The following is a 23361-nucleotide window of genomic DNA, read 5'->3' as shown; positions in this document are numbered from 1 at the left end:
AGGCCACTGGTGATGCCCCTTGAGGGGGAGGCTGCTACACGAAGTGAGCGAGCAACGGGGGGAACGACATTTATGCTGCCTTGCGCTCAGGCGAGATTTCCTCCATCGAGGTCTGCAGCGCCGAGGCCGGCACGCCATCCTTCCAGGGCAGGTCCACCGGGTAGTCCTTGAGCAGGCAGTCGTCGGGCAGGCAGCTGATGGGCCTGAAGTCGCGGTGGGCGATGTACTCGGGGCGCTTGTGGCGGCGTATGTGGTTGCTGACGGCGCACAGGCTCAGGTAGACGCTGACCCGGTTAAAGGGCGAGAGGTTGCTGCCCGAGGCGTGCACCAAGCAGGAGTGGAACAAAATCATGGAGCCGGCCGGGCCCTTGGGGCTGACGATGCCGCCTTGCTTGCCGCCGGCGCGCTGCACCAGCTGGCGTATCAGGTCGTTGTCCACCGTCCAGAGGGGATAGCTGGTGGTGGTGAGGTCGTGTTTTGCATCGACCACGCCTTTTTTGTGGCTGCCCGGGATGAACATCAGCGGACCGTTGTGCTCGGTTACCTCGTCCAGGAAGATGGCCACGTTCATCGCGCGCTCGGTCGGCATCATGTCGTCGTTGAGCCAGGTGCCGTAGTCCTGGTGCCATTGCCAGACATCGCCTTCAAAAGCCATCTTGCCGTTGATCTTGAACTGGTGCATATAGAGCTGCTCGCCCAGCAGGTCCTCCACCGGCTCGACCATGCGCGGGTGCTGGGCCAGGCGCGCAAAGGGCTCGCTGTACATATGCGCCGCGAAGTTGGTGCGCACCGCGTCCTTGCCTTTTTCGCGGATGTTGTAGTTCTCGCGCCGCTCGTAGAGTTCGGGCACGGCGTCATTGAGCACCTGGGTTTCCTCCGGCGTGAACAGGCCGGGGAAAAACAGGTAACCGTCGCGGTCGAATTGGGCAAGCTGTTCGGGGCTCAGTCTCATTGCATGTCTCCTTCGGTCGTTGTTCGGATGCTTCAGGGAGCGGTGGACGCGGCGGGCTGGGCCAGCGCGCTGGACAGCAGCCTGGCCAGGTTGTGGCCGGCTTCTTCACCATGCTCGCGTATCAGCGCCTCGGCCTTGTCGGCGTCGCCGGCGGCAATGGCCTCGGCGATGGCCTCGTGTTCGTCCCAGATCGATTCGCGCATGGTCGACAGCTGCAGCACGGCGCCCATGGCGCGGCGTATGTGATGCCAGTGCAGCTGCGCGCTCTGGGCGATCAGCGGGTTGCCCGAGGCTTCATAAATCGCCGCATGAAAGCGCGCATCGGCCGCCATCATGGCCTTGACGTCACTGCCGCGCGCGGCTTCGCGGCCCTGGCTGACCAACCGCGGGTCCAACCGGGCGCGAGCCTGCGCGGCCAGCCGGGCGGCCAGCGCATCCAGCGCGCTGCGCACCTGGTAAATCTGCACCAGCGAGGCCACGTCCAGCGGCGCGACCAGCACGCCGCGGCCGGGCGCATCCAGCACAAAACCGTCTTTTTTCAGCAGCCGCAAGGCCTGCAGCACCGGCTGGCGCGAGACCGCGAGCTGCGCGGCAATCTCTTCCTGCGTGATGCGCGCGCCCGGCGCCAGCGAGCCCTCGCTGATGGCGTCCAGCAGGTTGCGGTAGACCTGGTCGACCAGGTCGGGGGTGGATTCGATTTTGATCAGCTGGGATGGCATATTTGTACTCTGTATACAGAATACGCTGATCGACTGACCAATGGTTCCGGGTTTACCCGTATCCGGCTGCGCGCGGGCCGGGCTGTGCCAAGATGGCGGCCACTGACTGCTTTGCCATTTTTCAGGAGAACAACAATGAACCCCTTCGATCCCGCCTGGCTGGACCGCATGTACAACAACCGCGCGCTGGTGCCGGACCACCCGGCCTACTTTGCGCGCTGGGCCGCCGACTCACAAGCCGTGCGCAAGCGCCTGCCCTGCCAGGTCGATGTGCCCTACGGCAACCATGCGGGCGAAATGCTGGATGTGTTTCCGGCCGGCGGCTTCGGCGTCCACGGCGCCCAGCTGGGCAAGGGAGCGCCGGTGCTGGTGTTTATCCACGGCGGCTACTGGCGGGCCCTGGACAAGTCCGACCACTCCTTCATCGTGCCGCCCTTCGCCGAGGCCGGCGCCTGTGTCGTGGTGCCCAACTACGCCCTGTGCCCCGCGGTGACGATTCCCGAGATCACGATGCAGATGGTCAAGGCCCTGGCCTGGACCTGGCGCCACATCGCCCGCTACGGCGGCGACCCCAGCCGCATCACGGTGGCCGGGCATTCGGCCGGCGGACACCTGGCGGCCATGCTCTTGCTGTGCGACTGGAAGGCCTATGCCGACGACCTGCCGGCGGACCTGGTGAAAAATGCGCTGTCGATTTCAGGCCTTTACGACCTGGAGCCCATGCGCCACGCGCCTTTCGTGAAAGACTCGCTCAAGCTCACGCCCGAGCAGGTCGCCAAGGCCAGCCCGGCGCTGCTGCCGGCGCCGCGCCGCGGCACGCTCTACAGCGTGGCGGGGGCTGACGAAAGCGCCGAGTTCCTGCGCCAGAACCTGCTGATCCAGCAGGCCTGGGGCGAGCGCATCGTGCCGGTGTGCGAATCGCATCTGCGCCGCAACCACTTCAGCGCGTTGGATGCATTGGCTGAAACGGATCACCGCCTGCACGGCCTGGCGCTGGACTTGCTGGGGCTTTCCGCCAAGACCTGAGCGGCGGGCCCTACATGAGCAGGTGCTCACCCGCGTTGTCGCCGCCCAGCGTGACGTAGTTGACCTTGCGGATGTCCAGCAGCCGGGTGCCGCCGGCATAGCTGATGGAGCTCTGGATGTCTTCCTCCATTTCGCGCAGCGTGTCGGCCAGCGTGCCCTTGACCGGCTCCAGGATGCGCTTGCCCTCGACGTGCTTGTACTCGCCCTTGTTGAAGTCCGAGGCGCTGCCGTAGTACTCCTTGAAGAGCTTGCCGTCGACCTCGACGGTCTTGCCCGGGCTTTCTTCCAGGCCCGCGAGCATGGAGCCGATCATGACCATGGTCGCGCCAAAGCGCACCGATTTTGCGATGTCGCCGTGCTCGCGGATGCCGCCGTCGGCAATGATGGGCTTGGTCGCCACGCGCGCGCACCACTTGAGCGCGGACAGCTGCCAGCCGCCGGTGCCGAAGCCGGTTTTCATCTTGGTGATGCAGACCTTGCCCGGGCCAATGCCGACCTTGGTCGCGTCGGCGCCCCAGTTTTCGAGGTCGATCACGGCTTCGGGCGTGCCGACGTTGCCGGCGATCACAAAAGAGGCCGGCAGCTTCTGCTTGAGGTAGGCGATCATCTTCTGCACGGTATCTGCATGGCCGTGCGCGATGTCGATGGTGATGTACTCGGGCACCAGGCCCTCGGCGGCCAGGCGGTCCACCGTGGCGTAGTCGGGCTTTTTCACGCCCAGCGAGATGGAGGCGTAGGCGCCGCGGGCCTTCATGTCTTTCACGAACTGGACGTTGTCCAGGTCGAAGCGGTGCATCACGTAGAAGTAGCCGTTCTTCGCCATCCAGGCGCAGATCTCCTCGTTGACCACCGTCTTCATATTGGCCGGCACCACCGGGATACGGAAGCTGCGCCCGCCCAGCGTCGCGCTGGCGTCGCATTCTGAACGGCTCTCCACGCGGCATTTGCGCGGCAGCAGCAGGATGTTGTCGTAGTCGAAGATTTCCATGATTCCCAAGCTCCTGAAAAAACTGTTGAAGAACAGAAGGCGCTTGGACTGGACCGGCTTTCGTTGCCTGGGCGGCAACAAAAAAACTCTCGCAAGAGAGTTTCAGCGGAAGCTGACAATTGCCCGCAGGGCTTGTCATGCTGAAGCTAAAACCGGGCGCAATTGCTTGGGCCCGGTGATTGATTCTAGGCGCCTCTCATGCCGGCGGCATTCGCCAAAGCGGTATAGCCTTTATATGCACAGTGGCATCACGCTTTTGGGCGGCTTCAGCGCAGCTCGATCTCGGCCACGCGCACCGTTTCCTGGCCGCGCGTGAGCCGCAAGGTGGTCCATTCGTCGCGCGCCTGCGGTGTGCCGAAGCCGGTGGTCACGCGCACCATCACCGTGGTGCCGGCCGACAGCACCTGCTGGCGATGGCCGAAAAACTGGGCTTCCACGCCGTACTTGCCGGGTTTGGCCGTCTTGAGCGAGAACTCCTCCGGGCCGTAGCCGCCCGTCGCGTCAGGGCTCATGGCGCCGCCCTGGTAGCTCAGGCGGTTGGCGTAGCTGGCCCTCTCGCCATTCGGGTCGCTCACCCACATGTCGATGTCGGTGTCGTCGGTATCCCAGGCCATGACCACGCGCAGGGCCAGCGGCAGGTTGCGGCGCAGGCGGGTGTCCACCCGGCCCAGGTCCAGCGCGGGCTGGCCGCTGGCGTTTGCCTGGGCGGCAATCGCGTTGAGTTCGGCCAGCGCGATCATGTTGATGCCGGCGAAGCGACCGTTCCAGGGCTGCGACACCACCTCCCACAAGGCATTGACGGCACGCTGCGGCTGGCCGCTCTCGGCCAGCGCCAGGCCCAGGTCGCGCCAGGACTGCGGCTCGTTGGGCGCCAGCTCGCTGATGCGCTCGAAGACCGGCACGGCCAGGTCGTTGCGGCGCGCCTGCACCAGGCGGTAGGCGTAAAGGCGCAGCAGCTGGCGGTTTTCCAGGTTCATCTCCGCGAGGTTGGAGAGCACGCGCAGGCCCAGCTCGGGCAAGCCGCGCTCAAAAAACACACCGGCCGCATCCATGTAGAAGGAGCTGCTGCTCAGGTAGGCGGCGCGCTCGTCAAGGTAGACGCGGTACAGATCATCCTTGCCGGCATTCTGCAAGCGCTTCATGTAGGGCGCATCGGGCGTCCAGGCCTGCAGCGCGATGGTGGCGGCGGGCGCGGCGGCGGCGGCTTTGGCGCTGCGCCTGTCGGTGTCGGCCGCGCGCGCCGTGGCCTCGGCCATGGCGGGTGCGGCTGCTGGTGCCGCCGCAGCGGGAGCAGCCGCTGCGGGTGCCACGGGCGCCGGCATCGGTGCGGCCCTGGCCTGCTCGCGTGAGCGCGCCGTGCCGGCCAGGCTGCCCAGCCCGCCCTGGCTGACCTGCATCTCGGCCTTGGGCTCGGCACGTTTGGGCGTGTCCTTGGGGAAGTCCTTGTCCCACCAGCGTTGTTTTTCATCAAACTGCCGCACCATGGCCTCGATGTGCGCCTGCCGTGTCTGTGCCGCCTGGGCGAGCTGCTGCTGGCCCAGCCGCGCGACTTCGTCGGCCAGGTCGGGCGGGGCGGGCAGGCTGTAGCGCGCGTAGTCGGACGCCAGCTCCAGTACGATCAGCGAGCTGTTGGGCCCCACGATGCCGTGAGCCGCCGCGATGCGCTGGAGTTCGCCGCTGTGAAGGCCGGGGTTTTCGGCCAGTTCGGCGCTGCGCCACTGGGCCCATTGCTGGCCGGGCCAGTGGCCGCTGACCGGCCTGGCATTGACCTGCAAGGCCAGCGTGCGCCGGCGCCCGTCCGGGTGCGCGAGCATGATGTCGACGCGGGCGCTGCTGTCGAGCATCTCTCCGGCCACCGAGACGCGGCCCTGGCTCACGCGCGTTGTCGGCGCCACGAGCTGCCGCGCCGACAGGCTGGATAGTTTCTCTATGCGCCAGCCATGCATCAGCATGGCCTGCGCGCCCTCGTCCGGTGATTGCAGGGCGGCATCCACCAGCGCGCCGCCGGTGCGGTCGGCCAGCAGGGCCAGCCGCGCCATGTCGGCGGAAGCCGCGCCGTTGATCACCATCACCGGCGCCGTGTGGGTGTAGCGAATGGTTTTTTTGCCGTCCGTCATCAGGCCGTCGGTCACCATCAGGGTGGTGTCCACGTCGGAGGGAATCGGCAGGTCGTCGAAATTGCTGGAGCCGTCGAAAGGCTCGGCGCGCAGCATGTCGGCCAGTTCCTCAAAGCGGCCCGGCGCCACGGTGAGGCTGCGCACGGCTTCGGCCTTGTTGCGCACCACCAGCAAGCTGAGCCTGACGGGTTGTCCGAGCCTGCGGAAATAAGCTTCCAGCACCGGCAGCACCCGGGCCTGCACGGCGGCCGAAGCCGAGGCGTCCCACACCAGCGCGATGTGCGACGGCGCGGGCCGCCTCACGGGCTCGTCGCGCACATCGATCTGTCCGGCAAAAAAAGTCTTGCCACCGGTCTCACCGACCATGACTTGCGGCTTGCCCGTGCGGCGCAGCGCGAGCTGCAGCCAGCCGGCCGGGCCCTGCGGCGCCTGCCACTGGTTTTTTTGCAGGCTCAGTTCCATGCCGGTGGTGCCGGCGTTCAGCCCGGTGCCGGCGGGTGCCTGCAGCAGCTGCACATCCTGGCGCGAGGCGCCGTGGGCGCGAACGCTGACTTGCAACTGGCCCACAGTGGAGGCGAAGGCCAGCGGCACCCTGAGCACGCCGGCATCGCGCTGGCGCGCCAGGGTTTCGGTGATGCTGAGCACCACGCGCCGCTCTCCCATGGCCGGGATGGGGTAGACGCGCAGCTTGTACTGGTTGCCGGCCGCGGCTTCCAGCAGCCCCGGATCCACACGCCGGCGGCGTATGTCTTCAAAGATTTCCTGGCCCTTGGCCTTGGGCACGGGTACCGCATCGCGCAGCCGGCCGTTGACGTCCAGCGCGAAGCCGGTCACCACCTGGCCCTCCTGCAGCGGGAACTGCAGTTCGCCTTCGAGCACGCGGGGGTTGGGGTTGAAGAGGCGCAGCTCGACACGGGTGCGGGCCTGGTCGCCGAAGACGTCGACTTCCACCGAAGCCGCGCGCAGTTGTATGGGCTGGCCCGTGTTGTGGTTGACAGCGATGGCCGGCGGCCGCCAGTCGGGCGGCGGCATGAATTTGATGCCGGGAGGCGGCGGTGGCGTCGGGCTTGTGGCCAGCGCCTGGAGGCTGAGACAGGCCGCAACCAAAGCCTGGAGGAAACGGATGGCGCTGCGCGCGGTGTAGCCGAGTGGCATTGAAATCCCCTTGTTGTTGGCGATGCACCCTGAAACGGGGCTCGCGCCGAAAAGGGGTTAAACGGCGCGAACTATTTTTTAAGAGGTACAGCGCGACTGGGCCGCAGCCAGCACACGGCCCTTGTCGTCCTCCACCCAGCCCAGCACCCGCATGCGTTCGGGATTGGCGCCTTGCGCGATGCTCATGGAGCGCGCGTCGAAGAATCGATTCGGTGCGCCCTTGGCCGGCGGCTTGCGGCCGTCCCAGGGGACCTGGATCACATTCCTGACCAGGTTGCGCTCCACCGGCGAGCCTTCGGTGCCGGCCGGCAGGGTTTCGACCAGGGCCAGCCAGGCCGTCCATTGCCGGCCCTTGGCGGCCGTGGGTATGGGCTTGAGCTCAATCGAGGTGCCCAGGTAGCCGCTGAGCGGCAGGCCGTGGGCCACGCGCAGGGTGGCCCCCTTGAGCCCGCGCACTGGCAGGGTGCTGGCCAGGGTTTGCGCGGGCGGGCTTTGGCGCAGCGCCGCCAGCCGGTCCAGCGCCTCGCGGGCGGCCACGGCCGACAGCGGCGCGTCGTCGCCCTTGTCGCCTGGAACCACCCAGTCGATCACGGCCTGGCCTGCCGCAACCTGCGGGGTGGCGGAGTCGGACCAGCAACTGTCGCAGTTGGCATTGATAAATCGCTCGAGCAAGGCCATAGGCCGGCCCTGGCCATCGCTGGAGCAAAAGGACTGTGCATGCGCCATACCGGCAAAACCAAGGCTCGCCGCCATCAGGCAGGTGGTCAGCCATGGCGGACCTGATTGGGCCAAACCTTTAATCATGTAAACCCCCCAAATGGGGTTATGTTCGCAGAAACTGCGAAGCGGCGTGATGGTTGCTCATTCGCCACCCCGGTGAATGCCTGCGTGGCGGATGAAACGAAACCGAACCCTACAATTTGACAAGCAGCAAAGTTGGACCGGGGGTGCGAGCGGTGTTACCCTGCACGCAGCTCTTCCACCCTTGCAGCTGCCTGCTTCATGGCTGTTGCGCGAACCCTTGCCGCCTATGCCCGCCATGAACGAAATTCCCGCTTTCGTATCTGCCTCGGTTTCTGCTTCCACCTGCGACGTCCTCGTCGTGGGTGGCGGCCCGGCCGGCTCCACCATTGCCGCCCTGCTGGCGGCTCAGGGCCGCGATGTGGTGCTGCTCGAAAAGGCGCATCACCCGCGCTTTCATATCGGCGAGTCGCTGCTTCCGGCGAATGTGGAGCTTTTCGAACGGCTGGGGGTGCGCGAGCAGGTTGACCGCATCGGCATGCCCAAATGGGGCATTGAGTTTGTTTCACCCGAACACGCGCACTGCAGCTACATTGAGTTCGCCGACGCATGGGACAAATCCATGCCCTCGGCCTGGCAAGTGCGGCGCTCTGAACTGGACGAGCTTCTGTTTCGCAATGCAGCGGCGCGCGGTGCGAAAACGCTCGAGGGCTGTACCGTGCGCGATGTGGTTTTTGACGCGGAAGGCGCCACCGTTCAGGCCGAACTGGAGGACGGGGCCAGGCTCAGCTGGCGAGCCCGCTTCGTGGTGGATGCGTCGGGCCGCGATACCTTGCTGGCCAACAAACTGCGCTCCAAGGCCAAAAGCAAGGAGCACAACAGCACGGCGCTGTTCGGCCATTTCACCAACGTCGAACGGTTGCCGGGTAAGCGCGAAGGCAACATCAGCATCTGCTGGTTTCCGCATGGCTGGTTCTGGTTTATTCCGCTGGCCGACGGTACGACCAGCGTCGGTGCGGTGTGCTGGCCGTATTACCTGAAGTCGCGCGAAAAGCCGCTGCGCGAGTTTTTCATGGACACCATTGCCCTGGCGCCGGAGCTCAAACGCCGCCTGGCCAATGCCACGCTGGTCGACGATGCGGTGCACGCTACCGGCAATTTCTCTTACAGCAGCACCCACGCCACCGGCAACCGCTACCTGATGCTGGGCGATGCATTCACCTTCATCGACCCGATGTTCTCGTCCGGCGTGTACCTGGCGATGCACAGTGCCTTTGACGGTGCCGAACTGGTGGCCACAGCGCTTGACCAGCCCGCTGACCTGCCTGCCGTGCGCAAAAGCTTCGAGGCCATGATGCGCAAGGGCCCCAGCGAGTATTCGTGGTTTATCTACCGCGTGACCAACCCGACGATCCGGGAAATGTTCATGTACCCGGCCAATCCGCTGCGCGTCAAGGAAGCCCTCCTGTCGCTGCTGGCCGGCGACATTTTCGGCAAGACGCCTTTCTGGGGGCGGTTGCGCATGTTCAAGGCGATCTATTACGGCATTTCACTGGCGAATTTCCGCCGGACCTGGGCTGGCTGGAGGCGCCACCGCGTGGCCATTCGCGATGTCGGGGCGCTCAGGGGAGAGACCATCCTGAAGACGGACGGCAGCTGACCGTCAGCGTGCAGGGCCTTCGCCCCAGGGCGCCGGGCCGGGGCCGGTGTTCTTTCTACAATGGGGGATGTCCCCAGAAGTTTCCAGCTCCCCCCTCCTGCAAAACCTCAACCCGGAGCAACTCGCAGCGGTTACGCTGCCTAACACGCATGCGCTGATCCTGGCTGGTGCCGGCTCCGGCAAGACCCGGGTTTTGACGACGCGCATCGCCTGGCTGCTGCAGACCGGCCAGGTCTCGCCGGGCGGCATCCTGGCCGTGACCTTCACCAACAAGGCCGCCAAGGAAATGCTGGCGCGCCTGTCGGCCATGCTGCCGGTCAATGTGCGCGGCATGTGGATAGGCACTTTCCACGGCCTGTGCAACCGATTTTTGCGCGCCCACTACAAGCTGGCCAACCTGCCGCAGAGTTTCCAGATCCTGGACACGCAGGACCAGCTCTCGGCCATCAAGCGCCTGTGCAAGCAGTTCAACGTCGACGACGAGCGTTTCCCGCCCAAGGAACTGATGTGGTTTATCGCCGGCAACAAGGAAGACGGCCTGCGCGCCAAGGACGTGCAGGTGCGCGACGAAGAGGGCCGCAAAAAGGTCGAGATCTACGCGCTCTATGAAGAGCAGTGCCAGCGCGAGGGCGTGGTCGATTTCGGCGAGCTGATGCTGCGCAGCTACGAGCTGCTGCGCGACAACGCGCCGGTGCGCGAGCATTACCAGCGGCGTTTCCGCCACATCCTGATCGACGAGTTCCAGGACACCAACAAGCTGCAGTACGCCTGGATCAAAATGCTGGCGGGGCAGGGAGATGCCGCCGAAGGCGGCCAGGCCATGCCCGGCGGCTCGGTGATCGCCGTCGGCGACGACGACCAGAGCATTTACGCCTTTCGCGGCGCGCGCGTGGGCAATATGGCCGACTTCGTGCGCGAGTTCGAGGTGCAGCACCAGATCAAGCTGGAGCGCAACTACCGCAGCTTCGGCAACATCCTCGACTCGGCCAACGAGCTGATCAGCCACAACAGCAAGCGTCTGGGCAAAAACCTGCGCACCGAGGCCGGCCCCGGCGAGCCGGTGCGCGTGTATGAATCGACCAGCGATTTCGCCGAGGCGCAATGGTTTGTCGACGAGGTCAAGCAACTGGTGCGCGACGGCGTGGAGCGCAAGGAGATCGCGCTGCTTTACCGCAGCAATGCGCAGAGCCGCGTGATGGAAACCGCGCTTTTTAATGCCGGCGTGCCCTACCGCGTCTACGGTGGCCTGCGCTTTTTCGAGCGCGCCGAAATCAAGCATGCGCTCGCTTACCTGCGCCTGCTGGAGAACCCGCGCGACGACACCAGTTTTATGCGCGTCGTCAACTTTCCGCCGCGCGGCATAGGCGCGCGCAGCATAGAGCAATTGCAGGACACCGCGCGCGCCGCGGGCTGCTCGCTCTACGACGGCGTGAGCGCCGTGCCGGGCAAGGCCGGCGCCAACCTGGGCGCCTTTGCCGCCAAGATCGACGTGCTGCGCGAGCAGACCACGGGCCTGAGCCTGCGCGAGATTATCGAGCTGGTGCTCCAGCACAGCGGCCTCGAAGAACACTACAAGACCGAAAAAGAAGGCCAGGACCGGCTGGAGAATCTGGCTGAACTGGTCAATGCCGCCGAGTCCTTCGTGAGCCAGGAGGGCTTCGGCCGCGACGCGGTGGCGCTGCCGGTCGACGAACTGGGCGCGCGGCTCACGCAGTCGCCGGCCAGCCAGGGCCTGGACGCCTCCGCGCCGCAACTCAACGAGCCCTTGCCAGAGGCCCTGGCGCCCGACAGCGAAACCGGCGAGACACTGTCGCCGCTGGCGGCCTTTCTCACGCATGCGGCGCTCGAATCCGGCGACAACCAGGCGCAGGCCGGCCAGGACGCGGTGCAGCTCATGACGGTGCATTCCTCCAAAGGCCTGGAGTTCGACTGCGTCTTCATCACCGGCCTGGAAGACGGCATCTTCCCGCATGAAAACTCCATGAGCGACCGCGACGGGCTGGAGGAAGAGCGCCGCCTGATGTACGTCGCGATCACGCGTGCGCGCAAGCGGCTGTACCTCAGCCACTCACAGACCCGCATGCTGCACGGCCAGACGCGCTACAACCTCAAGAGCCGCTTTTTTGACGAGCTGCCCGAGGCCGCGCTCAAATGGATCACGCCCAAAAACCAGAGTTTTGCCTCGGGCATGGGCGGCTCAGGCGCCTGGGGTGGCGGCCAGGCGGGCGGCGGGCGCAAGGACTGGGCCAGCAATGTGTTTTCGTCCAAGGCCGGCGCCTCCGAGCGCTTTGCCAACCCGCCGGTGCCGCCGCAAAAGAGCGCGCCCTCGCACGGGCTCAGGACCGGCATGGAAGTGTTCCACGCCAAGTTCGGCGAAGGCAAGGTGATGATGCTCGAAGGCAGCGGCGACGATGCGCGCGCACAGATCAATTTCACGCGTCACGGCGTGAAGTGGCTGGCGCTGAGCGTCGCGAAGCTCACCGTCGTCTAGCGCTTATCGCGTCGTCGGCGGCATGACCGGCATCTGCGCCGGGTGCATCTGGCCCGGCTGCGGGTCCATATAACCGCGGCCGTCCTTGACGCCTTTTTTGCCGGCGACCTGCCAGGCGGTTTGCTGGTTGACCAGCCCGGCCAGGAATTCCAGTTCCTCGTCGCTGTGGTTGATGGCATTGGCGGGCGTCAGCCGGCGGCCGTCCCTGGGCGCCGCTTCGCCCCAGAAGGCCTGGTGGTAGTTGGACTGCGAGAGCACTTTTTCGCCGTTCGACTCCATGTCGACCGTGCCGTAGCAGTTGCAGAAATAGCTGCGATTGTCCTGGTTGGCGAACACTTCGGCATACACGCCGGTGCCGCGTATGCCGGCCGTCAGGGTGGGCATGATGATGGAGCGGCTGCTGCCCTTGCCCCAGACGCTGACCACGGCGCCGGTGATCATGCGCAGCAGGCTCACGCTGTTGAGCGAGCTGCCGCGCTCCACCGTCATCACCGAGTTCTCGCGCACCTGAAAGGCCGAGTTGCCGATGACAAACATCAGGTTGGAGCCCGGCCCGGTCTGTATCTGGTCGCCGGTCATGATGGTCTGGCCGTTTTGCAGCCGGCCGCCATTGAGCAGGGCGTCGCCCCGGAGTTCGACGATATTGCTGCGCTGCTGGGCCATGGCGGCGGGCAAGCCCCCCATGGCGACCCAGGCCGCGGCGGCCTTGAGCGTGTCACGTCTTTGAAACCACAAAATCTCTTTTTCGCTACGGCCTTGCAACTGGTGCTGGGTCATGAAAAATCTCCGGTGGGATAACGATGGGGTCGTCAGGGTTTGTCGTCGGTGTTATGGGCGTCCTCAGCGCTCCCCGTCGAATCGTCGGGTGGCGTGGCCACGAAGCTATCACGAAACGTGAAGTAAATCGAGGTGGAAAACATGGCTGCCATGAGCAGCGCCAGCGGCATCATGGCCGCGGCCATCAGGGTGGCGCTGCCCGTCAGGCCCGTGATGATGCTCAGCGCAATGCCTATGCCCAGGAACACGCCGAACCAGCCCAGGCCGTACATCAGGAAGGCGCCCGCGTTGCGTATGCAGGCGACAAAACTGAAAAACAGGCTTTTGACCGGTGAAATGCCGTGCCAGTGGACCAGTGCCGGCGCATGCCAGAACAGCAGCGAAACCGGCAGGTAGAGCAGCATGGTGACCAGCATCGTCAGCTGGAACTGCGGCGCCATCATGGCTTCGCGGCCGGCGTCGGCCGTTGAGGGCGTGACGAGCGGCACAGGCGGCGCGTCCACCAGGAAGGGCACCACCATCACGATCAGCAGGCAGGCCGCGGCATACAGGGCGCCCAGCACCAGCATGGCGCGCATGCGCTGGCGGCCCGCGCGGAAAGCGCTGACCAGCACCGTGGGCATGGGAAATTTGCCCTTGAGGGCTTCCTGCGTGGCGGCCATCAGGCCCAGCGTGGCGGCCGGCACGATCATGAAGGCAAGGATCAGCCCCAGCACCGGCAACAGCGACAGCAGCGTCCCTACCGCCATGTAGAGGAAGAACAGGCCCGACATGGCCAGCGGCTGCTGCAAAAAGGTTTTGACGCCCAGCTTGACCCAGGTGAGGCCGGTGCTCGCGGGAACGATGTTGAGTTTCATGGTCTTCGGGACTTCGGAAAAGGGTTGCCAGGGAGGGGCCGGGCAGGGATTGCAGGGGCAGTGTGCCTCAAACCGGCGGGCGCTGCCCGCCGCGCCCGCGGGACTTAAAGAAGGTAAGGCTGCGCAAGCCGCTCGCGCAGCACGCGCTCGAAGTGGCTGGGGTCGTGCGCCTTGAGCACGGCGGCCTCGCGCGGCAGGTGCAAATCCCACAGCCGGGACAGCCAGAAGCGCAGGGCGCCGGCGCGCTGCATGGCCGGCAGCAACTGGCGTTCCTGCGCGGTCAGCGGGCGCACCGCCTGGTAGGCCGCCAGAAAGGCCGCGGAGCGCTCGTCATCCTTGGCGCCCGTGGCCAGGTCTATGCACCAGTCGTTGAGGCAGACCGCGATGTCGAACAAAAAGGTGTCGCAGCCGGCGAAGTAAAAGTCAAAAAAGCCGGTGAGCTTGCCGTCCTCGAACATCACGTTGTCGCGAAACAGGTCGGCATGCACCACGCCCTGCGGCAGGCTGCGGCAGGCGGAAGAAGCCGCCACGTGGTTCTGGTAGGCGAGCTCGCCCAGGATGAGGCTGCTTTGCTCGGGCGTGAGGTGAGGCAGCACCACCGGTACCGTTTCGTTCCACCATTCCAGGCCGCGCAGATTGGGTTGGCGGCGCGGGTAGTCCAGGCCCGCCAGGTGCATGCGCGCCAGCGCCTCGCCCACGCCGGTGCAGTGCGCCGCCGTGGGTGCCAGCTCGCTGTGGCCGCGCAGCTTGCTGACCACCGAGGCGGGCTTGCCCTTGAGTTCGTGGAGGATGTTGCCCTTGGTGTCGCCCGCCGGGTCGGGCACGGGGATGCCGTGGGCCGCCAGGTGCCGCATCAGGTGCAGGTAGAAGGGCAACTGCTCGAAGCTCAGGCGTTCGAACAGGGTCAGCACATACTGGCCCTGGTCGGTGTCCACAAAGTAGTTGGTGTTTTCGATGCCGCCCGCGGCACCCTTGATGTTCTGCAGCTGCCCCAGATTCAGGGCGTTCAAGAACGCTGCAGCCTCGTCAAACGAGACTTCGGTGTATACGGCCATGCCTGAAACTGAACCCTGGAATTCTTGGAATTGTGTGTCTGGAGATGGTGGACGTCAGAACTTCAGCACGTTCCACACGCGGCTGCCGTTGGTGTCGTTGCTGGTCGAGCCCGGTGCGCTGCCGCGTGCGCCTTCGGCGGGCTTGACTTCATAGGCCGCGCCGCCGGTCTTGGGTTGCACGGTGATCTGCTGGGTTTCGCCGCCCACGCGAAGCTCGTCGATGCGGGTGCCGGCATCTTCGGTGCGTATGCGTTTGATGGTCTGGTCGGGGCGCCCCGAGGGGGCCGGCGCCGCCTCTGCCTTGGCGGGCGGCGCGGTGTTTTGCGCGGGTGCCTGGGCCATGGCCGCAGCCAGCGGCAGCGCTGCGGCTGCAGCGATAAGGAGGCGGAAAGCGTGGTTCATGCCTGCATTGTAGGCCTGCGGCGGCTGGGCGACAAAGCCCCGCCCTGTCGTAATAAAGAGGCTGGCCGTGTAGGCAAAAACCGCCTGCCGGGGCCGGTTCGGGGCGCTTGCGGCGCCCCGGGCGGGGCCGGGCCGATATCCCCGACAATCAGGCCCCATGAGTACCGACAAAAAAACGCTGCTGCTGGTGGACGGCTCCAGCTACCTGTATCGTGCCTTCCACGCCATGCCCGACCTGCGCGCCAACCCGGGCGATCCGGCCAGCCCGGCCACGGGCGCCATACGCGGCATGGTCAACATGATGCAGAAGCTGCGCAAGGATGTGCGCGCCGACTTCGCCGCCTGCGTATTCGACGCCAAGGGGCCGACTTTCCGCGATGCGCTCTACCCTGAGTACAAAGCCCAGCGCTCGCCCATGCCCGACGACCTGCGCAGCCAGGTCGAGCCCATCCACGAGGTGGTGCGCCTCTTGGGCTGGAAGGTGCTGGACGTTCCGGGCGTGGAAGCCGACGACGTGATAGGCACGCTGGCCTGCCTGGCCTCCAGCCAGGGCATTGAGGTGATTATTTCCAGCGGCGACAAGGACTTGAGCCAGCTGGTCGACGAAAACATCACCGTCATCGACACCATGAACGACAGGCGCCGGGACGTGGCCGGGGTCGAGGCCGAATTCGGCGTGCCGCCGCGGCTGATGATCGATTACCAGGCCCTGGTCGGCGACGCGGTCGACAACGTGCCCGGCGTGCCCAAGGTCGGCCCCAAGACCGCCGTCAAATGGCTGCTCGAGTACGGCTCGCTGGATGCGCTGGTGGCGCGCGCCGGCGAGATCAAGGGCGTGGTCGGCGAGAACCTGCGCCAGTCGCTCGACTGGCTGCCCAAGGGCCGGGAACTGCTGACCATCAAGAAAGACTGCGCGCTGGACGACTACATCGCCGGCCTGCCGGCCCTGGACGCGATTGCCATGGGCGGGCAGCAGACCGAAGCCCTGAAAGCCTTCTACGAAAAATACGGCTTCAAGGGCCTGGTCAAGCAGATCGACATCGAAAGCATGCCCGCCGAATTGCCAGGCGGGCCGGAAGGCCGGCACAAACCCGCGCCGGCGGGCGGTTCGGGCGGCCGCTCGGATTCGCCGGGCCTGTTTGATGAAGCGCCCCTGACCGACACACCGCTGGCCCAGCGCACCAGCAACCTCAACTACGACACGGTGCTCACCTGGGAGGCCTTCGACCGCTGGCTGGCCAGGATAGCAGCGGCCGAGCTCGTCGCGCTGGACACCGAAACCACCTCGCTCGACGAGATGCTGGCGGAAATCGTCGGCCTGAGCTTCAGCGTCACGCCCGGCGAGGCGGCCTACATCCCGCTCACCCACGACTACCCCGACGCGCCCGCGCAGCTGCCGCGCGATGAGGTGCTGGCCCGCCTCAAGCCCTGGCTGGAAAACCCGGCCAGGCCCAAGCTGGGCCAGCACGTCAAATACGACCGCCATGTGTTCGCCAACCACGGCATTGAAGTGCAGGGCTATGCGCACGACACCATGCTGCAAAGCTATGTGCTGGAAGTGCACAAGCCGCACGGCCTGGCCAGCCTGGCCGAGCGCCATGTGGGCCGCAGCGGCATCAATTACGAAGACCTGTGCGGCAAGGGCGCGCACCAGATCAAGTTCAACCAGGTCGACATCGCCAAGGCCGCTGAGTATTCGTGCGAAGACTCCGACCAGACCCTGGACGTGCACCGCGTGCTGTGGCCGCAACTGCAGGCCAACGAGAAGTTGCGCTTCATCTACGAACTCGAGATGCAAAGCAGCGAAACCCTGTACCGCATTGAACGCAACGGCGTGCTGATCGATGCGCCCACCCTGGCTGCGCAAAGCCATGAACTGGGCCAGCGCATCATCCAGCTCGAAACCGAGGCCTATGAGATCGCCGGCCAGCCCTTCAACCTGGGCAGCCCCAAGCAACTGGGCGAGATCTTCTTTGACAAGCTCGGCATGCCGGTCATCAAGAAAACCCCCAGCGGCGCGCGCAGCACCGACGAGGAGGTGCTCGAAAAACTCGCCGAGGACTACCCGCTGCCCGCCAAGCTGCTGGAGCACCGTTCGCTGAGCAAGCTCAAGGGCACTTACACCGACAAGCTCGCGCAGCTGGCGCTGCCCCGCACCGGCCGCGTGCACACCCACTATGCGCAGGCCGTCGCCGTCACGGGGCGGCTGTCGAGCAACGACCCCAACCTGCAGAACATCCCGATACGTACGGTCGAAGGCCGGCGCGTGCGCGAAGCCTTTGTGGCGCCCGCGGGCTGCGTGATCGCCAGCGCCGACTATTCACAGATCGAGCTGCGCATCATGGCGCACATCAGCGGCGACGAGGCGCTGCTCAGCGCCTTCACCAACGGCCTGGACGTGCACCGCGCCACGGCCGCCGAGGTCTTCGGTGTGGCGCTGGAGCAGGTCAGCAGCGAGCAGCGCCGTTACGCCAAGGTCATCAATTTCGGCTTGATCTACGGCATGAGCAGCTTCGGCCTGGCGCGCAACCTCGGCATAGAAACCAAGGCCGCGGCGGCATACATCGACAAGTACTTCCAGCGCTATCCAGGCGTCAAGAACTACATGGACCAGACCGTGGTGTTCGCCCAGAAAAACCACTTCGTGGAGACCGTCTTCGGGCGGCGCCTCTACTTGTCGGAAATCAACGGCGGCAACGGCCCCCGCAAAAAGGCCGCCGAACGCCAGGCCATCAATGCGCCCATGCAGGGCACGGCGGCCGACCTGATCAAGCTCAGCATGAACAAGGTCCAGCAGGTGCTCGACGAAGAGAAACGCGCCACCAAAATGATCATGCAGGTGCACGACGAACTGGTGTTCGAGGTGCCCGAGGCCGAAGTCGAATGGGTGCGCACAGAGATCCCGCGCCTGATGGCCGGCGTGGCGGATTTGAAGGTGCCGTTGCTGGCTGAAATCGGGGTCGGGCCGAACTGGGACAAGGCGCACTGAGGATGCTGTCCCTTCCTGCGGCCAGGCGTTGCGCCCAGGCCGGCGTGGTGGTGGCCCTGCTGGGCCTTGGGCTGGTATTCGCCGACCTGGTGTATTTGCCGCTGTGGGGCGGCGAACTCGTGGCTCGTTCAGGTCCCAGGGACCCGCGCGCCGTGCCGGTGACCAGCCTGCCGGGCGGCGAGCAATTCGCCCATCACCAGAAGAGCAAGACGGGTGAAATTCCCCTGGTGCTGCCGCTGGCCATCCGCCCCGGCGACGGCCCGATTGCCGTCGTAACCCGCGACTGGTCCTGGCAATTCGACAACCGTTTCGGCCCGGGCCTGATGGAACTCACCCCTGAGCGCTTTACCTATGCCATGTGGAAGCGGGAGCGCCGGTTGCGCACCAAAAAAGGCGGGCCGGCCGACCCGGGTCTCAACCTGCATGGGCTGGGCGGCAACTATGTGCAGCAGGGCCTGTATGACCTGCAGGAAGGCAAGGCCTACTACCTGCTGTTGCCCGTCAGCGCGGGCAAGCAGGGCGACTATTACGAGGTCTGGGTGCGGCGGCAGGCCACCGAGGAGCCGGGTAGGCGCCTGCTCTGGGGCGTTGTGCTGTTTGCCATGGGCCTGGGGACCGCGTTTGTGGTGGCATATGGGTCGCGCCGTCGTCTGCGCGCTGAGGGCGGCTGGGGACCCTGATCCCGTCCAGTCCGGTGCGGCGGCATCCAGCCGGCTTGCCGGTTCAGGCGGGTGACCGGCCGGCATGGTGGCAGTCAAGACAGCGCCGCGTCCCCGGTGTGTTCACTGCGTGCCTTGTACATGTCCAGGATCACTTCTGAAAAGTTGCCCAGCAGACGTTGGGCAACCCAGTTCGCGTACGCGTCGAAATCCGTACTGATGCGATAGCTCACGCGAATATGCAGTCGCGTGCCGCCTTCTTCGGGTGTCAGCGTGTAGGACGTGTCGCGCAGGTCGAAATAGACGCCGCCCACTTTCACGTGGTCGTCCAGCGCGCCTGCGGGAAATGAATCTTCCGCGAAGCGGTAGGTCCAGCGCACATGCCGCTGGGGCTCCCACTGGCGTATCACCTCGTCAAAATGAACGCCTTTGCCCCAGGTGCTCTTGCGTATGGGGCCTTCAGCCGTGTCGGTCGTGATGCCGCTGACCGGAAGCGGAACGCCAATTCGGTATGCCCAGGCATGCTGGACCTCGGCGGGCGCGATATCGCGTGCATTGTTGATCTGTTGCCACACTTCGGCAGCCGTTGCCTGTATCAAAACACTCCGTTCCACGCTGCCTATGCGCTGCACCTGGTTTTGAGGAAGTGCCATCGCCACCAGCAGCGGCAGCGCTGCAATGCTGTAGACCGCTTGCTTGGGCCAGTTGGTCAGCCGGCAAACAAGCCCCATGACCAGGCCGCCCAACATGCCGAGAAGGGTGAACATCGGCAGGATGACGATGGCGCAGATCAGCCCTTCTATCAGGATGGCCAGGCTACCGAGCACAAACACGAAAGTCGCCAGCGCTGGTGCGAAGAGGTAGTAGGCAAAGCTTCTTCTCTTTTGCCGCTCGGCCATATACACCGTGATGGCTCCCACCGCGAATGGCGCGAACCAGACGAAGCCGGCGGCCATGGCCGACAGCGCGCTCCCCGGCGATCCGGAAAACATCAGACGCAAAAGAAGCCCGCTCAGCGCTCCGGCGATAAAAGGCGTCCAACCTGAAAACGGCATGCCTTCCGACGGTACGCGCTCCTCTTGTGCCGCAGGGGCGCCATCCTGCGCGGAGAGGCTCGATGGAACAGTTTGGTGATCCGGGGTCATGATGGTGTGGACGGGTTTTTGTGCGATGTGCCGGCGTCCGCTGGTTTGCGGGCCGTGACCATGTAGTAGCCAAATCCGGGCAGCCACAGGCCCAGCAGAAAGGCCGCGTAGGACGCCACGATGTGGCCGAGCCGCAGCGGCGACAGGCGAAAGCGGGCCTGCAGGAGTTCTCGTAAGGCAAAGCGCGTGGCGAACAGCGGAATCTGCAGGGCGCTGGGCGCCAGGCGAAGGCTGATGTCCTGAAAGCGGATGTCGGTGAATCCCTGGCTCACAAGCGCGGTGTGCAGCGCGCGCTTCTCGGCCAGTTCGTTCACCGCCCAGTGACGGCACCAAAGCCTGTAAATCCATTCCATGAATCCCGGCAGTGGCTTGTCATTGCGGCGCAAGGCGTCGGCCATCACCAGCGTGCCGCCGGGTCGGAGCAAGCGAGCCGCCTCGCGCACCAACGTCCGCTTGTCGGCACCGGATGCATGGCAGGCGCTTTCCAGGGCGTAAACGCCGTCGTAGGCGCTCGCATGCAAGCCGGTGTCTACATAGTCGGCCAGGTGGAAGCGGACCTGGTTGGGCAAGCCCGCAGCCTGGTTGAGCTGCACGCCCTGAACGATTTGCCGCGCCACCAGCGTGACGGCGTCCACGGTGCTGTGCTTGCGGTTTTTCACGATGGTCCTGGCCGTGGCGCCGGCGCCGCAGCCCAGATCGGCAAGCCGGACGGCGCCGCTGGGCGGCAGGGCCAGCCGATGCAGCACTTCCAGATTCATGCGCTCCAGCATGGCCTCGCGGCCCAAGGGATTGACCTTCCAGGACCAATAGCCGAAGTGCATGTTCATGCCGGGGCTCCAGGCGCGGTAGTCATCGGCCACGGCGTTGTAGTAGGACCTGATGTCCGCCAGCCTTGCTTCCTTGTCCTTGGCGTTTGAGGTGCCGGTGCGGTAGGCAACAGGTGTTGTGGTGCTCATTTTTTTTCGTCCACGGTGCTTTCAGTTTCTGGTTGCTGCTGAGTGTCCCTCAGTGCGCATCGGCAGTGGCAGGCGCGGGCGGCTGGGCGCTATGCACATGGGCGGCCAACTCCTTCGCCGCGATCCATTGGCGCACCTGCGTCCAGACATTGCGCGAGATGATGGCCACGGTGGCGAATACGCCGGCCATCACCAGCCACAGCGAACGCCGCATCGCGTCGATGGCGCTGCTGCGGTCGCTGAATTCGCCGAAGCTCAGCGTCAGCAGCAGCGTGCCCGACACGGCCAGCAGGTAGGCGCAGCGTATCCAGAACTCCGCACCGCCGTCCGCGTCGCACAGCATGCGCAGCACCTTGTAGAGGATGGGCTGGAGGTAGCTGATCGCCACGATGGGGCCGATCACTGCGACCAGCAGCGAGACAAAAAACAGGGTGGCATCGAGATGAGCTTCCATGATGGGTGTTTCCTTTCTTTCTTTGTCTTTGTTTGAAGAGCCTGGTTTAACGCGAGCAACTGGTGGCGTCGCAACGCGCGGCAGCCGAGCGTTCGGCCGCGCGCCGCACGGCGCCTTCAAACATCAGGCGCACCATCCCGCGCGGAATCCGGTGGCGGTTGCGTGCCAGCACCGGGTAGCCCCATTCCGCGAAGGGGCGCAGCAGCGGCAAACGCATGGCGGTGCTGACCCAGCCCAGGCCGACGGCCTCATAGGCCAGGCGGAACACCTCCACGCCCTTGAGCACGCGGCCGTCGGCCCTGCGCGCGTGGATCAGCGCCAGCAAGTCCTGCATCGTGGTGCCTGCGGGCGGCCCGGAAAAATCCGGCGCCGAGACATCGGCAAAGCGCAGATGGCCTTCGGTGTTGCGCAGCATCAGGTTGCTCATTTCGGCATTGCACAGCGGGCAGGCCGATTCGTAATACAGGGTCAGCGGGTAGATGGCCGGGTCCATGCTGGCTTTGAGGCTGTCATAGCGGGTGTTGCCTGGGCTGCTGGCGGGGTGCTTTGCTGAGTGGATTACAGTCATTTTTCTCTCCTTTATAAATTTCAGTAAAAACAGAAATTGATAATCAAAAAAAAGCTGGCCGGCCTTTCAGAAGGTGGGCGGCAGCAACTCCGAAGGGTCCATGGGTTTGGCATCGCTGTCGCCGCGCACGAACTTCTGCACGCTGGCGCCCATGCGCAGCACTTTTTCAAGCGTGTTGGGCGACAGGCGCAGCATCTCGTCGGCCCACAGGCCCAGCGATTCCATCAGCCTCAGGGTTTCACGCACGCGGTCCTGCGCGTCGGCGGGCTCGGCTTCGAAGCCCTGGTCTTTGACGAGTTCGCGCAGCATGCGCACCGTCGGGTCGTATTCGCGCTCCTTGCGCTCGCGCACCACGGTGCGGAACAGCTCCCAGACGTCCAGCGAGGTTTCGTAATAGTCGCGCCTGTCGCCCAGAACGTGGGTGGCGCGAATCAGGTTCCAGTTCAGCAATTCTTTCAAGCTGGTGCTGACATTGGAGCGCGCCACGGCCAGGGTGTCGGCGATGTCCTCGGCATGCAGCGGGCGGCCGTGGAAGAAGAGCAGGGCGTGGATTTGGGAAACGGTGCGGTTGACGCCCCAGGCGGTGCCCATTTCTCCCCAATGGACGACGAATTTGCGGGCGACGGGGCTGAGTTCCATGGCTCCGACTATACGTTGTCTGAAATTTCTGTCAATACAGAAATTAAAGATGCGAAAAAGAAACAACAATACGGCGATGACAGACATCAAGACCTACGGCATGTCCGAGCGGGCCGACCACCTGGACTTCGACATCCGGTCCCAGCTGGTGCGGCCGCCGCTGGTGCGCCCGCACCGGCACGAGTATTTCCAGATCCAGATCAGCCTGCAGGGTGACACAGAGCAGAACGTGGCCGGCACAGTGCGGCCTTTCCGGCGCGGCTACCTGAGCTTCATCCTGCCCTACCGTGTGCATGTGATCCCGCACCCCGAGGGCTCGCGCTACGTCATCATCAATATGTCGCAGCAGTTCCTGCGCCCCGGCCTGGACGTGGACCCGCTGGACCTGGAGGATGTGCCCTTGAGCCGCGCGCCCGAGCTGGCGCCCTTTCTGTTCCAGGAATACGCCGATTTCTATTTTTCCGAGGACGAGTTTCCCGAGATCGAGGCGCTGCTCGAAAAGCTCGCGTCTGAGAATGCGCATCGCCGTTTCGGCTCCATCGAGATGATCCGCGGCCTGATGCTGCAGCTCATAGGCCTGGTCTGCCGCAAGTACGAAGCGGCCCTGCTGCGCTTTTCGGCCAGCCAGGCGCAGCAGGGCAGCCGGCGCGCCAGCCTGCAGCGCGCGGTGCGCTATATCCGCGAGCACCTGGCCGGCGAAGTGACGCTGGCCGACGCGGCGGCGGCCGCCTTTCTCTCGCCCAACTACCTGGCCCATCTTTTAAAGAAGGAAACCGGCAAAACCTTCACCGACCTGGTGACCGAACGGCGCCTGGAATTTGCCCAGGAGCAGCTGGCGCACAGCAGCCAGCGCATCGCCAGCATCGCCCATGCTTCGGGTTTTGCCGACGAGGCTTATTTCGCGCGGCGCTTCCGCCAGCGCTTCGGCCAGACGCCCAAGGCTTATCGCGACAGCGTACGCGCGAAGATTTCGGGTGCCTGAAGCCTGCTGCAGTGCAGCAGCACTGCATT

20 protein-coding genes are annotated in these 23361 nt (G+C 65.2%); 6 read left to right on the top strand and 14 right to left on the bottom strand.

All coding sequences use genetic code 11. From position 1 onward, the window contains the following. Positions 1-70: 70 nt before the first annotated feature. Both PMI15_RS07120 and PMI15_RS07115 read right to left on the bottom strand, forming a co-directional pair. Positions 71-952: a phytanoyl-CoA dioxygenase family protein gene (locus PMI15_RS07120; RefSeq protein ID WP_007865832.1), complete on the bottom strand. Its 882-nt coding sequence runs from the start codon at positions 950-952 to the stop codon at positions 71-73. Between the two features lie 32 nt (positions 953-984). Next, complete coding sequence (locus tag PMI15_RS07115; protein WP_007865829.1) at positions 985-1671, bottom strand: GntR family transcriptional regulator; 687 nt, start codon at positions 1669-1671, stop codon at positions 985-987. 135 nt (positions 1672-1806) lie between these two features. On the opposite strand from PMI15_RS07115, the gene PMI15_RS07110 reads away from it, so the two are divergent. After that, a complete protein-coding gene (locus PMI15_RS07110; protein WP_007865825.1) occupies positions 1807-2697 on the top strand; it encodes an alpha/beta hydrolase in 891 nt (296 codons plus the stop codon). A gap of 10 nt (positions 2698-2707) precedes the next feature. On the opposite strand, the gene PMI15_RS07105 is transcribed toward PMI15_RS07110, so the two are convergent. The 3 genes from PMI15_RS07105 to PMI15_RS07095 form a co-directional block, all read right to left on the bottom strand. Continuing rightward, positions 2708-3685 carry a GMP reductase gene (locus PMI15_RS07105; RefSeq protein WP_007865823.1) on the bottom strand — a complete coding sequence of 326 codons (978 nt, stop codon included), beginning with the start codon at positions 3683-3685 and terminating at the stop codon, positions 2708-2710. A gap of 266 nt (positions 3686-3951) precedes the next feature. Then, positions 3952-6957, bottom strand: a complete 3006-nt coding sequence (locus tag PMI15_RS25115; RefSeq protein ID WP_007865820.1) for a VIT domain-containing protein — start codon at positions 6955-6957, stop codon at positions 3952-3954. A gap of 78 nt (positions 6958-7035) precedes the next feature. Beyond that, positions 7036-7710 (bottom strand): hypothetical protein, encoded by a 675-nt coding sequence (locus tag PMI15_RS07095; RefSeq protein ID WP_157214560.1) that lies wholly within the window; start codon positions 7708-7710, stop codon positions 7036-7038. Between the two features lie 286 nt (positions 7711-7996). Between PMI15_RS07095 and PMI15_RS07090 the strand changes: the two genes are divergently transcribed. Together PMI15_RS07090 and PMI15_RS07085 are read left to right on the top strand one after the other, a co-directional pair. Continuing rightward, entirely contained in the window at positions 7997-9358 is a 1362-nt protein-coding gene (locus PMI15_RS07090; protein ID WP_007865805.1) for an NAD(P)/FAD-dependent oxidoreductase, read from the top strand. 67 nt (positions 9359-9425) lie between these two features. After that, positions 9426-11849, top strand: coding sequence for a UvrD-helicase domain-containing protein (locus PMI15_RS07085; RefSeq protein ID WP_007865804.1), 2424 nt, complete (start codon positions 9426-9428; stop codon positions 11847-11849). Positions 11850-11852: 3 nt separating this feature from the next. On the opposite strand, the gene PMI15_RS07080 is transcribed toward PMI15_RS07085, so the two are convergent. The 4 genes from PMI15_RS07080 to PMI15_RS07065 form a co-directional block, all read right to left on the bottom strand. Next, positions 11853-12626: a hypothetical protein gene (locus PMI15_RS07080; RefSeq protein WP_007865801.1), complete on the bottom strand. Its 774-nt coding sequence runs from the start codon at positions 12624-12626 to the stop codon at positions 11853-11855. A gap of 32 nt (positions 12627-12658) precedes the next feature. Next, on the bottom strand, positions 12659-13483 hold the full coding sequence (locus PMI15_RS07075) for a BPSS1780 family membrane protein (protein ID WP_007865798.1): 825 nt from the start codon (positions 13481-13483) through the stop codon (positions 12659-12661). Positions 13484-13587: 104 nt separating this feature from the next. After that, entirely contained in the window at positions 13588-14538 is a 951-nt protein-coding gene (locus PMI15_RS07070; protein ID WP_007865796.1) for a homoserine kinase, read from the bottom strand. A 54-nt stretch (positions 14539-14592) separates the two neighbouring features. After that, positions 14593-14940, bottom strand: coding sequence for a hypothetical protein (locus PMI15_RS07065; protein WP_036837881.1), 348 nt, complete (start codon positions 14938-14940; stop codon positions 14593-14595). A 157-nt stretch (positions 14941-15097) separates the two neighbouring features. Here PMI15_RS07065 and polA point away from each other — a divergent pair, with 157 nt between their 5' ends. Then, on the top strand, positions 15098-17929 hold the full coding sequence (polA, locus tag PMI15_RS07060) for a DNA polymerase I (protein ID WP_007865792.1): 2832 nt from the start codon (positions 15098-15100) through the stop codon (positions 17927-17929). 2 nt (positions 17930-17931) lie between these two features. Further along, positions 17932-18609: a hypothetical protein gene (locus PMI15_RS07055; RefSeq protein ID WP_007865791.1), complete on the top strand. Its 678-nt coding sequence runs from the start codon at positions 17932-17934 to the stop codon at positions 18607-18609. A gap of 74 nt (positions 18610-18683) precedes the next feature. On the opposite strand, the gene PMI15_RS07050 is transcribed toward PMI15_RS07055, so the two are convergent. The 5 genes from PMI15_RS07050 to PMI15_RS07030 form a co-directional block, all read right to left on the bottom strand. Beyond that, positions 18684-19733: an SRPBCC family protein gene (locus PMI15_RS07050; RefSeq protein ID WP_007865788.1), complete on the bottom strand. Its 1050-nt coding sequence runs from the start codon at positions 19731-19733 to the stop codon at positions 18684-18686. Then, complete coding sequence (locus PMI15_RS07045; protein ID WP_007865786.1) at positions 19730-20689, bottom strand: cyclopropane-fatty-acyl-phospholipid synthase family protein; 960 nt, start codon at positions 20687-20689, stop codon at positions 19730-19732. Before PMI15_RS07045 ends, PMI15_RS07050 begins: the two co-directional genes overlap by 4 nt. Positions 20690-20738: 49 nt before the next feature. Next, complete coding sequence (locus PMI15_RS07040; RefSeq protein ID WP_007865785.1) at positions 20739-21143, bottom strand: hypothetical protein; 405 nt, start codon at positions 21141-21143, stop codon at positions 20739-20741. A gap of 46 nt (positions 21144-21189) precedes the next feature. Continuing rightward, the gene (locus PMI15_RS07035) at positions 21190-21711 is read right to left on the bottom strand and encodes a thiol-disulfide oxidoreductase DCC family protein (protein ID WP_007865784.1); all 522 of its coding nucleotides are present in this window, start codon (positions 21709-21711) and stop codon (positions 21190-21192) included. Between the two features lie 66 nt (positions 21712-21777). Then, positions 21778-22350: a GbsR/MarR family transcriptional regulator gene (locus tag PMI15_RS07030; RefSeq protein ID WP_007865774.1), complete on the bottom strand. Its 573-nt coding sequence runs from the start codon at positions 22348-22350 to the stop codon at positions 21778-21780. A gap of 76 nt (positions 22351-22426) precedes the next feature. Here PMI15_RS07030 and PMI15_RS07025 point away from each other — a divergent pair, with 76 nt between their 5' ends. Further along, the gene (locus PMI15_RS07025; RefSeq protein ID WP_007865773.1) at positions 22427-23332 is read left to right on the top strand and encodes an AraC family transcriptional regulator; all 906 of its coding nucleotides are present in this window, start codon (positions 22427-22429) and stop codon (positions 23330-23332) included. Positions 23333-23361 lie beyond the last annotated feature (29 nt).

The organism is Polaromonas sp. CF318 (genome assembly GCF_000282655.1).
In the GTDB taxonomy this organism is placed as follows: domain Bacteria; phylum Pseudomonadota; class Gammaproteobacteria; order Burkholderiales; family Burkholderiaceae_C; genus Polaromonas.
The sequence above is the reverse complement of the archived record's forward strand: the minus strand, read 5'-3'. Positions and strand labels throughout refer to the sequence as shown.